This window comes from Pseudomonas sp. SH10-3B, assembly GCF_019891415.1.
Classification (GTDB): domain Bacteria; phylum Pseudomonadota; class Gammaproteobacteria; order Pseudomonadales; family Pseudomonadaceae; genus Aquipseudomonas.
The window spans coordinates 43,157-54,318 of the sequence record NZ_JAFLXD010000044.1; the positions used below are offsets into that span (position 1 = coordinate 43,157).

Annotated in this window: 14 protein-coding genes; 3 read left to right on the forward strand and 11 right to left on the reverse strand. The window is 64.2% G+C overall.

The genetic code is table 11. From position 1 onward, the window contains the following. Positions 1-120 precede the first annotated feature (120 nt). The 11 genes from J1G35_RS25015 to nirS are packed head-to-tail and all read right to left on the reverse strand — an operon-like array spanning position 121 to position 8,940. Positions 121-1,575, reverse strand: coding sequence for a cytochrome D1 domain-containing protein (locus tag J1G35_RS25015; protein WP_223016297.1), 1,455 nt, complete (start codon positions 1,573-1,575; stop codon positions 121-123). Continuing rightward, the gene (gene cobA / locus J1G35_RS25020; protein ID WP_223016298.1) at positions 1,572-2,411 is read right to left on the reverse strand and encodes a uroporphyrinogen-III C-methyltransferase; all 840 of its coding nucleotides are present in this window, start codon (positions 2,409-2,411) and stop codon (positions 1,572-1,574) included. The genes J1G35_RS25015 and cobA overlap by 4 nt, the downstream gene beginning before the upstream one ends. 44 nt (positions 2,412-2,455) lie before the next feature. Beyond that, positions 2,456-3,637, reverse strand: a complete 1,182-nt coding sequence (nirJ, locus tag J1G35_RS25025; protein ID WP_223016299.1) for a heme d1 biosynthesis radical SAM protein NirJ — start codon at positions 3,635-3,637, stop codon at positions 2,456-2,458. Between the two features lie 3 nt (positions 3,638-3,640). Then, positions 3,641-4,150 (reverse strand): Lrp/AsnC family transcriptional regulator, encoded by a 510-nt coding sequence (locus tag J1G35_RS25030; RefSeq protein ID WP_053134215.1) that lies wholly within the window; start codon positions 4,148-4,150, stop codon positions 3,641-3,643. Then, positions 4,125-4,568 carry an Lrp/AsnC family transcriptional regulator gene (locus J1G35_RS25035; protein WP_223016300.1) on the reverse strand — a complete coding sequence of 148 codons (444 nt, stop codon included), beginning with the start codon at positions 4,566-4,568 and terminating at the stop codon, positions 4,125-4,127. Before J1G35_RS25035 ends, J1G35_RS25030 begins: the two co-directional genes overlap by 26 nt. Next, the gene (locus J1G35_RS25040) at positions 4,561-5,076 is read right to left on the reverse strand and encodes an Lrp/AsnC family transcriptional regulator (protein WP_053134209.1); all 516 of its coding nucleotides are present in this window, start codon (positions 5,074-5,076) and stop codon (positions 4,561-4,563) included. The genes J1G35_RS25035 and J1G35_RS25040 overlap by 8 nt, the downstream gene beginning before the upstream one ends. After that, positions 5,073-5,531 (reverse strand): Lrp/AsnC family transcriptional regulator, encoded by a 459-nt coding sequence (locus tag J1G35_RS25045; RefSeq protein WP_053134206.1) that lies wholly within the window; start codon positions 5,529-5,531, stop codon positions 5,073-5,075. Before J1G35_RS25045 ends, J1G35_RS25040 begins: the two co-directional genes overlap by 4 nt. 1 nt (position 5,532) lies before the next feature. Then, the gene (locus J1G35_RS25050) at positions 5,533-6,702 is read right to left on the reverse strand and encodes a cytochrome D1 domain-containing protein (protein ID WP_223016301.1); all 1,170 of its coding nucleotides are present in this window, start codon (positions 6,700-6,702) and stop codon (positions 5,533-5,535) included. After that, positions 6,699-7,016 (reverse strand): cytochrome c, encoded by a 318-nt coding sequence (locus J1G35_RS25055; RefSeq protein WP_175539109.1) that lies wholly within the window; start codon positions 7,014-7,016, stop codon positions 6,699-6,701. The genes J1G35_RS25050 and J1G35_RS25055 overlap by 4 nt, the downstream gene beginning before the upstream one ends. Before the next feature lie 16 nt (positions 7,017-7,032). Continuing rightward, on the reverse strand, positions 7,033-7,347 hold the full coding sequence (locus J1G35_RS25060) for a c-type cytochrome (RefSeq protein ID WP_098479231.1): 315 nt from the start codon (positions 7,345-7,347) through the stop codon (positions 7,033-7,035). A 24-nt stretch (positions 7,348-7,371) separates the two neighbouring features. Beyond that, positions 7,372-8,940, reverse strand: a complete 1,569-nt coding sequence (nirS, locus tag J1G35_RS25065; RefSeq protein WP_262417414.1) for a nitrite reductase — start codon at positions 8,938-8,940, stop codon at positions 7,372-7,374. Positions 8,941-9,240: 300 nt separating this feature from the next. Between nirS and J1G35_RS25070 the strand changes: the two genes are divergently transcribed. From J1G35_RS25070 to J1G35_RS25080, 3 genes are read left to right on the forward strand one after another with little or no spacing between them, the layout of a single operon-like run. Further along, on the forward strand, positions 9,241-10,017 hold the full coding sequence (locus tag J1G35_RS25070) for a CbbQ/NirQ/NorQ/GpvN family protein (protein ID WP_223016303.1): 777 nt from the start codon (positions 9,241-9,243) through the stop codon (positions 10,015-10,017). Continuing rightward, a complete protein-coding gene (locus J1G35_RS25075; protein ID WP_223016304.1) occupies positions 10,001-10,564 on the forward strand; it encodes a cytochrome c oxidase subunit 3 in 564 nt (187 codons plus the stop codon). The genes J1G35_RS25070 and J1G35_RS25075 overlap by 17 nt, the downstream gene beginning before the upstream one ends. Positions 10,565-10,607: 43 nt before the next feature. Continuing rightward, positions 10,608-10,814 carry a cytochrome C oxidase subunit IV family protein gene (locus J1G35_RS25080; RefSeq protein WP_347709469.1) on the forward strand — a complete coding sequence of 69 codons (207 nt, stop codon included), beginning with the start codon at positions 10,608-10,610 and terminating at the stop codon, positions 10,812-10,814. Positions 10,815-11,162: the final 348 nt, after the last annotated feature.

Consider the following 11,162-nt stretch of genomic DNA (forward strand, 5'->3'; position numbering starts at 1 on the left):
AGCCCCTCTATCAACTGTGCCGCCGTCATCGAAGCCTCGCTGAAGCTCGACATCTCCCACAGGGGATCAGCGGTGCCCATGCGCTCTACGACCTGGCTGCTTCCAGCCTGTCACCCGTGTTCAATGCGACGTCCCTTCCGCAAACTCCACCTTATTGCCCACGTTGTACTTGCCCGACGGTTTATTCATAGGGATACGCTTCACCTCCTCAAGCGTCCGGCTGTCATACACAATCAACGCCCCCTCCGTGGCCCAGATGCTCAGCACCACATACCGCCCATCCCGGGTGAATTCCACGTGGGCCGCCGTCTTGCCCGGCATCGGCCGCAGGGTGTGGGCGATCTCCAATGTCTGCTTGTCGATCAGATGAATCGCATCATTGTCTGGCCCAAAAAACACGTCGCTCCACACATAGCGCGAGTTCACATGGCTGCGCATGAAAAAGCCCGGTCCAAGGGTGGGGATCTGTTTGATCAGGCTCCAGGTCTTGAGGTCGATCACCGAGATTTGCCCCTTGCTGATATTCGGCGTGGCAAATACCCATTGCCCGTTGCGTTGCCAATACGTCCCCGAACCCAGGTGCGGCATGCCGGACAGCGGGATGTCGGTGACCACGCGGCCGCTGTCCAGGTCGATCACCTGGCCGCCGCCGGCCTTGCGTGAGGTGGCGATCAGTTGCCGGTAATCGGGCGAGAACGAGAAGTCGTCGAGCACGTCCTGGGCCTGGATACGCCGGGGTTCGAAGCTGGGGCGGGCAGCGGCATAGGACAATTCCCAGACCTCGTTCACATCCTTGAGCGCGACGATAAAGCTGTTGCGCGGTGGCGCGGTGTACACCGCACTGACCCGTGAGCCAGTGTCCAGGGTCTTGACCAGCGACAGGTCCCGCGCATCCAGCAGCACCAGGTTGCCCGGCAGGTAATTGCCCGCCAGCACCCAGCGCCCATCCTTGCTCACCGCCAGGTTGCGGGTGTTGAGGCCCACGCGGATCTCGGCGATCAACTTGAGGTTGTGCAGGTCGTATTGGCTGATCCATCCGTCCCGCGAGGCGAAGTACACAAAGCGTCCGTCCGGGGAGAATTTCGGCCCGCCGTGTACCGCGAAGTGGGTGGGGAAACGGTCCAGAACGGCAAAGGTGTCGCCGTCGAGAATATCCATGTGATGGTCGCCGGACTCCACCACCACAAACAGGTTGAGCGGGTCGGCGTGATGCTGTGGCGTGCTCGGCAATTGGCGCAGGTCCGCCAGCACGCTGTGGCTGGTGCGGATGTCATGCTCGTTCCAGGTCGCCGGTGAGTCAGGCGGCTGTTGCAGAAACTGCGCCAGCCCATCCATCTGCGCGGCGCTCAGTTGCGGCGCGAACGCGGCCATCTGGCTGGCGGGCCGGCCGTGTTCGATGACCTTGCGCACTTCTTCCGGTTTGATCCGCCCCAGGCTTTCCGGGAGCAGCGCCGGGCCGGTGGCACCGATGCGATTAAGCCCATGGCAGCTTTCGCAATACTGGCGGTAATCCTGCGCTGGCGTGCCGTGCGCGGCCGTCGCCCAGAGCAGCGGCACCAGCAGCAGGCGTTTCATATCGCCACCGCTTCACGGGCCGGTGCCAGGCTGGCCGGGAAGTGCAGGGCGGCGCCGGCAAACAGGCTGACGACGTGGCCAATCACTGTGAGGGTGGGCACGCCCGGTGCACAGTCGGCGGCCAGGGTGGGCAACTGGCGCAGGGTGCCACGGGCGACGTGCTGGTCGGCGCGCGCGCCATTGCTGATCAGGGCGGCCGGTGTATCCCCCGGCAAACCGGCCGCCACCAGATGTTCGGCGATCAGCGCCAGGTTCGACAGGCCCATGTAGAACACCAGCGTCTGGCTCGGCTCGGCCAGGCTGGCCCATGGCAGTTTCAAGGCGCCGTCGCGCTGCAGGTGGCCGGTGACGAAGCGGCACGAATTGACCAGGTCGCGGTGGGTCAGCGGGATACCGGCATAGGCGCTGCAGCCGGAGGCGGCGGTGATGCCCGGCACCACCTGGCACGGGATACCGCGCGCGAGCAGGTACTCCAACTCCTCGGCGCCGCGCCCGAAGATAAACGGGTCGCCGCCCTTGAGGCGCACCACCCGTTGGCCCTCGTCGGCCAGCTCGGCGAGCAGTTCGTTGAGTTGATCCTGGGGCAGGCTGTGACAACCGCAGGCCTTGCCCACGTAATGGCGGGCGCAGGTCAGTGGGATCAGCGCGAGCAATTCGGCGCTGATCAGTCGGTCGAACACCACCGCGTCGGCCTGCATCAACAGGCTCCAGGCGCGCAGGGTCAGCAGGCGCGGATCACCGGGGCCGGCGCCCACCAACGCGACTTCGCCGGGGTGCAAGGGACTGTGCAAACTGGCCGGCAGGCCAGTGGAGTAGTGGGCAGTTGAAGTGTGCATGAGACGTCCTTGGTTCTTCATCAGGTAGGCGGCCCCCGGTTGTGTCACCGGGTGGTCGAGCAAGGGATCAGGGTGGGCGGCTGGCAGGCAATCTCGGCGTCGCTGAAGTAGCAACCGGGGTCAGGGCCCCAGAGGTCGCCATCGGCCCAGGCGCGGGTGCGCGTATTGCCATTGCAGATCGGCAGCCAGCGGCACTCGGCACACCGCCCGCCGAGGCTGCGCGGGTGTTCGCGCAGGCGCAGCAGCAACGGGTCGGGCTGCTCCAGCCAGAGCTGGCGGAAGGTGCTGTTGCGTACATTGCCCACCGACTGCTGCCACCAATAGGTGTCCGGGTGCACCTCGCCGGTGTTGTCGATATTGGCGATGCCGCTGCCCGAGGCATTGCCGCCCCAGGCATGCAGCAGGTGCTCAAGCTGCGGGTAATGTTCGGGCAGGTGCTGGTGCACCCATTGCAGCAACAGCACGGCGTCGGCGTCGTTGTTGCCGCTGACGAAATCACTGTCCACGCCGTGTTGAATATCGCTCCAGGCCTGCTGGAAAATCAGCGCCATGGCCTCGCGGCTCATCTGCCGGTGCGCATCCAGTTGGCGGCTGCGTTTGCCACGCCCGCTGTAGTTGAGGTGTGACAGGTAGAACTTCTGCACGTCATAGGTGCGCATCAGCGCCAGCAACTGCGGCAGCTGCCCATGGTTGTCCTGGGTCAGGGTGGTGCGCAGGCCTACGCGAATCCCGGCCTCGCGGCACAGGCGAATGGCGTGCATGGAGCGCTGGAAACTGCCGTGCAGTTGGCGAAAGGCATCGTGGGTCGCTTCCAGGCCGTCGATGCTGATGCCCACGTAGTCGAAGCGGGCGTCGGCGATCTGCTGGATGTTGTGCTCATCGATCAGCGTGCCGTTAGTCGACAGTGCGACGAAAAAGCCTTTATCGCGGGCATAGGCGCTGAGCTCGAAGAGGTCTTCGCGCAGCAGCGGCTCGCCCCCGGACAGGATCAACACGCGAACCCCGGCGTCGTGCAAATCGTCGATCACCCGCAGCGCTGCCGGGGTGTCGAGTTCATCGCGAAACACGCTGTCGGCGCTGGTGGCGTAGCAGTGCTTGCAGGTGAGATTGCAGCGCCGCAGCAGGTTCCAGATCACCACCGGCGGCCGCTCACTGCCAGGGGGCGAGGTGCGCGGCGGCGGGCATTGACCGGCGAGGGTGCGCAGGTACTGACTGATTCGCAGCATGGGCTAATCCTTTGAGTGCGCCGGCGTCAGGCGCAGGCCGGTCTTTTTCAGGATGCGGCTGCTCACCAGCATCTCGTCGGCGTGGCAGGCATCCCCCAGCAGGAAACGCAGGTGCTCACGGTAGCTGTCGATTTCTTCGCGGCTGCGGCCATGCACCATGGCGAACAGGTTGTAGGGCCAGTCCGGGCGCCGGGGGCGACGGTAGCAATGGCTGACAAACGGCTGGGCGCCGATCAGTTCTCCCAGGCGCGGCATGTGCACATCGGCCACGTCCCACACGGTCATGCCGTTATGCCGATAGCCCAGGCGGTAGTGGTTGGGCACGGCGGCGATACGCCGGATCGCGCCTTCGGCTTGCAGGCGCTTGAGCAGGTCGAGGGTCGATTCGACGCTGATGCCCAACTGCTCGGCGAGCCAGGCCCAAGGGTCCTCCACCAGCGGCAGGCCGCTTTGGGTGAGGGCGACCAGGTGCAGGGCCAGGGTGTTGTCAGACCGGGAAATACAGACCGACATGGTAGGTGTGCTCCTTCGGCAGATTGAGCACCGCCAACCCGGTCAGGGCCTCGATGCGCGATAGGGTGGCGGCCAACTCCTGCTCGGTGGCGCAGGCCAGCACGAACCACATGTTCCAGCGGTGTTCGCGGCGGTAGTTGTGGGCCACCTGGGGCAGGGCGTTGAGCTGTTCGGTGACGGCGTCAAACTGCGCTTCGGGTACAGCCAGCGCGGCCAGGGTGAAGGCGCCGCCGAGACGCTCGATGTCGAACATCGGGCCAAAGCGCGTGAGCACGCCGTCTTCGAGCAGGGCATACAAGCGGTCGAGCAGTTCACTCGGATGGCTGTGCAGTTCCTCGGCCACCTGCTGCCAGGGCTGGCGCACCAGCGGCAGGCCGTGTTGCAGGCGGTTGAGCAATTGCCGATCCCGTTCATCCATGGGCCCATACCTGCGATGGCGGCGGCGCAAAACGCCCACCGCATTGTTTGAAGGCGCGGGTGCTGAACAGCAGTTGGTGGGGCAGGTCGCTGAGCAGGTGCTGCTCCAGCAACGCCTGGATCTGCGCCTCGACCACCGCGCGCTCGCGGCCGTGGACCATGCAGAACAGGTTGTAGCGCCACTGCGGCAGACGCCGCGGGCGCTGGTAACACAGGTTCACGCCGGGCGCGCGGCCCAGGCGCGCACCGACTTCATCGACCAGCGCATCCGGCACATCCAGCACCAGCATGGCGTTGGCCACAAAGCCCAATGCGCGGTGGTTGAGCACCAGGCCGACGCGACGGAACAGGCCCTGGCCATGCCATTGCTGCATCTGTTGCAGCACCTGATCGTGGTGGGCGCCGATCTGCTCGGCGAGCTCGTCGTAGGGCCGCGCGACGATGGGCAAACCGCGCTCCAGGCACTGGCGCAGATCGAGCATCTGCTCGTGGTTCAGTGGCGCGATCACGGCTGCTCTCCGAGGGAAAATCCAAGGTCGATGCGATAGGCGGTGAGCATCGGCAGGTCCAGGGGAGTGAGGCCGGTGTCTTTCTCCAGCTCGTCGAGGATTTGCTGCAGGTGCTGGCGATGGGGCCCGGTGAGCACGAACCACAGGTTGTAATGATGCTCGCGGGCATAGTTGTGATTGACCTCCGGGTACTGGCTGACGCGCGCGGCTACTTGTTCCAGGCGCTCGATCGGCACTGCCAGGGCCGCCAGGGTGCTGGCGCCGGCGCGGGTGTGTTCGAACACAGGGCCGATGCGCGACAACGCGCCGGCCAGTTCCAGGCGTTGCAGGCAGGCCATCACCTCGGCCGCGCTGCAGCCCAGTACCTGGGCCATTTCGCGGTAGGGCTCGGCGCACAGCGGCATGCCGTGCTGGAAGCGTTCGATCAATTGCTGGCTGAGCGAATCAAGGTCCATTTCAATACCCCATTTTTTGCGCGCGCAGGCTGAAGAAAATCCCGCTGGGACTCTTGGCCGGTAAGGTTTTCAGCAGGGTCAGGCGGTACGGGTCCCACACTTGCAACTGTTCGCCATCGCGCACCGACAGCCACAGTTGCTCGCCGCGCCCGCTGAATTCCATGTGCAACACGCCGGGGCCGGGACGCAGGTCGGCGACCACCTGGTGGGTTTCGGTGTCGAGCACCTGCACCCGGTCGTTGTCCGGGTAGGCGAAGTTGACCCACAGCTGGCGCCCGTCGGGGCGTGCAGTGACAAAGATCGGCTGCCCGGCCACCGGGATCGACGCCGTCTGCCGCCAGGTGCGCGCGTCCATCACCAGCACCTGGTGACGTCCCACCGCCGGCACGAACGCCTGGTCATCGGCGACGGCCCAGCCCTCCAGGTGCGGCATCTTGTACACCGGCAGCTTGGCCTGGCCGCGTCCATAGTCCTTGAGCACGCGCACCACGCCGCGCTCCGGGTGCCACAGGTCGAGCTGGGCCATGCCGTCTTCACCGAACAGCCCAGCCATGTAATAGCGGCCGTCGGCGGTGATCAGCGCGTCATAGGGCTGCTCGCCGACGTCCTTGAAGCGGGTGATGCGCGGCGGGTTGCCGTGGCTGAAGTCGGCGCTCCAGATCTCGCCGGTGTCGAACAGGCTGAACACGAAGCGCTGGCCGGGCGCATCCACCAGGCCGACCACCCGCGAGCGTTTGCCATCGGCCATTGCGGTCGCGGGGATGTCGGCGATGAGGGTCAGGTCTTCTGCATCGAACACCTTGACCCCGCCCGGCACGTAATTGGACACGGCGATCAAGCGCCCATCCTGGCTGATGGCGCCGCCGATGCTGTTGCCGCCTTGGACGATGCGCCGCTCGATGCGTTGGCGCAGCAGGTCGATCTTGGTCAGCCCGCCATCGCGGGCAAACACATAGGCATAACGCTGGTCGCGGGAAAACACCGCCGAGGCGTGGGACAGGTCGCCCAGCCCCTCGATACGGGCCAGTTCGGTCATGCCGGTGCTCTCGATAATCTGCACGCTGCCACTGGCGCGTTCGATCACCAGGCCCAGGTCGCCGCTGCCGCGCAACGCAGGTTGGGCGCAGGCACCCAGCAACAGGCACAGGGATAACAGGGTGGGACGCATCATGGTGGGGGGCTTCCTTGCAAAAGGCGGTCGACCAGCCAGGCAATATCGCCGGCACTGAGCAGCGGGCCCCAACCAGGCATGGCGCGGGCAGGGCGGCCGTAGGTCACAGTGGCGATCAAGCTGTCGCGGCTGTGGTCGGCGAGGGCTTGCGGTGTGAGCGCCGGGCCCAGGCCGCCGGTGAGGTGCAGGCCATGACAGGCCCCGCAATCCTGGGTCAACAGGTGTTCAAGGCGGGCAGCGTCCGGGGTGGCCGCTGCCCGCGCGGGAATCAGCAGGAGCAGCGCCATGGCCGTACCGATCATCGATGCTTGCATGGCGTGCTCCTTGTGTTTATTTCAAGGTCAGGACCCAATCGGCCAACACCTTGGCTTCATCATCGGTGACCTGGTTCGGCGGCATCGGGACCGGTCCCCAGTTGCCCTGGGTACCGTTCTTGATATGGCTGGCCAGGGTCGTGGCTGCGTCTTTCACACCGGCATTCTTGGCGGCGACGTCCTTCAAGGCCGGCCCCACCAGTTTGCCGTCGATCATGTGGCAGCCCACACAGGGTTTGCTGTTGAACAACCCCGGGCCGTCTTGTGCCAGCACCGGTTGCAGGCTGAGCGCAGCGGCGGATGCCAGCAGTGCGAGGAGCATATTTTTCATTCGGTGACCTCGTGTTGATGGGGCTCAATAAATGTCGTGTTGGGTGTTGTAGACGTTGAATTTTCCAGTCGGCGTGATCAGGCGCTTGTCGCGGATCACTTGCTTGAGCTTCAAGGTCTTGTCATCGATCACCACCAGCGCCGACTCTTCGGTCTGGCCGTTCCACACCGAGAACCACACCTCGTCACCGGCCTTGTTGTATTCCGGTTGCACCACCCGCAGCGCGCCTTGCTTGATGCCCGAATACTCGGCAATCGGCAGCACGGTGTAGCCCTTGTCCAGCTGGTTGATGTCGAACACCGCCACCGACTGGCTGAGCTTGGCGTCGGGGTTGAGGGTGGTGTCGACATACAGGTGATGGGAGTTGGGGTGGGTCTTGATAAACAGCGAACCACCGCCCTGGCCCTTGAGGGATTCCACCTGTTTCCAGGCGTATTGCGGGTGCTTGACCGGATCGGTGCCGATCACCGAAATACCGCCGTCGCCCAAGTGGCTGGTGGCCCATACCGGTCCATATTTTGGGTGATTGAAGTTGGCGCCACGGCCAGGGTGCGGGGTCTTGCCGACCTCTACCAACGCGGTGAGCTTGCGCTCCTTGGAGTCGATCACCGCGACCTTGTTGGAGTTGTTCGCGGCAGTCATGAAGTAGCGGTGGGTGCTGTCCCAGCCACCGTCATGCAGGAACGGCGCGGCGTCGATGGTGGTGATGGTGAGGTTCTTGATGTCCTGGTAATTGACCAGCATCACCTTGCCGGTTTCCTTGATATTGACGATGAACTCCGGCCACTCGTGGGAGGCGATGATTGCCGCCACGCGGGGTTCCGGGTGGTATTCCTGCTTATCGACGGTCATGCCCCGAGTGGACACGATCTGCTTGGGCTCCAGGGTTTCGCCATCCATGATGGTGAACTGCGGCGGCCAGTAGGAACCGGCAATCGCGTACTTGTCTTCATAGCCCTTGAACTTCGAAGTCTCCACCGAGCGGGCCTCGATGCCCACCTTGATCTCGGCGACTTTGGTCGGCTCCAGGGGCCACAGGTCGATCATGTCGATCTTGGCATCGCGGCCGATCACCAGCAGGTAGCGGCCGGAAGCGGAGATACGCGAGATATGCACGGCGTAACCGGTGTCGATCAGCTTGATGATCTGCTTGGTGTCGCCGTCCACCAGGGCGATCTTGCCGTCGTCGCGCAGGGTGACCGAAAACAGGTTTTGCAGGTTGAGGGTGTTCAGTTGTTTTTTTGGCCGGTCTTCGGGCTTGACCAGCACTTTCCAGGTCTTGAGGGTTTCGGCCATGCCCCATTCCGGCGGGGTGGGCGCGGTGTGCTGGATGAACGTGGCCATGCTGGTGATCTGCGCCTTGGTCAGCGCATTGGACGTGCCCCAGTTGGGCATGCCGGCCGGAGAGCCGTAGGTGATCAGCGCTTCCAGATAAGCCTGGCCACGGGCCTGGGTGATGTCCGGTGTCAGCGGCTTGCCGGTGGCGCCTTTGCGCAACACACCGTGGCAGCCGGCGCAGCGTTCGAAGTAAATCTGTTTGGAGGCGTCGAACTCAGCCTGGCTGATGTCTGGCGCGCCGGGGCTTTTCACCATCCCGGTCGGCGTGTCGCCGTGGGCGTTGATGGGCAATGCGAGGGCCAGGGCGCAGCTCAGGCTGGCAAGACTCAGGACCCAGGGTTTTCTGTTGCGAGTCAGCATTCCATATCTCCTCAGGCAAGACCTTTGCGATGCCCGGCGAAGGCGGGGTAGAGCGCAGGTTCTTAGTGCCAGGCAAGACTATGTTGCAGTGGCGCGATGCTCGCTTGACGGCGATCAAGTTTGCCGTTGTACGTGCTTGCCAGGTTGTCGCAGGGGCCCTTAGCGTGGGGGCCGAACCCGTTGCGAGTACGCGTGATGACCGAGCCCTTCTACCAACCACAGGACAACGAACAGCAGCTGTTCGAACACGCCTGGCGCCACCACCTGCCGATGCTGATCAAAGGCCCCACGGGCTGTGGCAAGACGCGCTTCGTGCAGCACATGGCGCATCGCCTGAACCTGCCGCTGTACACCGTGGCCTGCCACGACGACCTCAGCGCCGCCGACCTGCTCGGCCGCCACCTGATCGGCACCGACGGCACCTGGTGGCAAGACGGCCCACTGACCCGCGCCGTGCGCGAAGGCGGGATCTGCTACCTCGACGAAGTCGTCGAAGCGCGCCAGGACACCGCGGTGGTGCTGCACCCGATTGCCGATGAACGCCGCGAACTGTTCCTGGAGCGCACCGGCGAAGTGCTCAAGGCGCCGTCGTCGTTCATGCTGGTGGTGTCGTACAACCCCGGCTACCAGAACCTGCTCAAGGGCATGAAACCCAGCACCCGCCAGCGCTTCGTGGCGATGCGTTTTGGTTACCCGCCGGTGGCCGACGAGGAACGCATCGTCGCCCGCGAGGCCGGTGTGGATGTGGCGCTGTCCGCCCAGGTCGTGCGCCTCGGCCAGGCGTTGCGTCGGCTTGATCAGCATGACCTGGAGGAGGTGGCTTCGACGCGGCTGCTGATCTTCACCGCACGCTTGATCGGCGCCGGCATGAGCCCGCGCGAAGCCTGCCTGGCGTGCCTGGCCGAACCGCTGAGCGACGACCCGCAGACCGTCGCCGCGCTGATGGACGTGGTGGATGTGCACTTTGCCTGAATCGCGCCGGCTGCCAGGCGACCTGGCGATGTGGTTCTTCATCCTCGCCGAGCTGTCGGTGTTTGCGATTCTGATCCTGGCATTTGCCGTGACCCAGGTGCTCAAGCCCGAGCTGTTTGCCGAAGGGCGCGCACAACTGCATACCTCGACCGGGTTGGCGATGACCTTGAGCCTGCTGACCGCAGGCTTGTTGGCCGCGTTGGCTGTGCAGCAGGTGCGTTTGGGGTATTCGCGCCGGGGCGCTTTCTTATTGTGGGGGGCGTTGTTGGTGGCGCTGGTGTATGTAGGGATCAAGCTCACCGAGTATGCCCACCTGGGCGCTGCCGGACTGGGCCTGGAGCACAGCACGTTTTTTACCTTGTACTGGATACTCACGGGGTTTCATTTCCTGCATGTGCTGCTGGGGATGGTGATTCTCGGGTGGCTGGCGCTGGCCTGCTGGTGCGGCGGGCTGTCAGTCGACGGGCTGGAGTCGGGGGTGCTGTATTGGCACATGGTGGATCTGGTGTGGGTGGTGCTGTTTCCGTTGGTCTATGTGATTCGCTGAGGTGGGTATGACGGATTCCCGGATGCTGATCCTGTGTTGGCTGATGTTGGTGGTGCTGAGCGTTGGCACTGTACTGACGGGGGCCTCCGGGTTGTGGTGGGGGGTGTTGTTGCTGGCGGTGGTCAAGGGGTGGGTGATTGTGGATGGGTTTATGGCGTTGCGGCGTGGGCCAGTGTTGTGGAGATTTTTGATGCTGGGGTGGGGGGTGGTTGTGGTCGCTTTACTGAGTACATATCCGTTATTTGCGTAGCGGCTGCTTACGAGGCTCGGTATGCCCTCACTCCAGATCAAAAGCCAAGCCGCGGCGGCCTTAGAGCCGACCGGTGTTGGGTCTGGTGTACTCGGTTAAAAATGTGGGAGGGGGCTTGCCCCCGATGAGGGAGTGTCAGTCACTTATTTTTTAACTGACCCGGCGCTATCGGGGGCAAGTCGAATCGTCGCACCGCCCCTCCCACATTTGGATCTCCACATATCAGCTAGACCTCGGTCTGCTTTTGCTCTGCTTTTGCTCTGGCTTTTGATCTTGATCCTAGGCGCCCCGTCAAACACGCTGGCCGAACGCAGGCTTGAATCCGTGGGTAACCCGGCAGGACGCCGG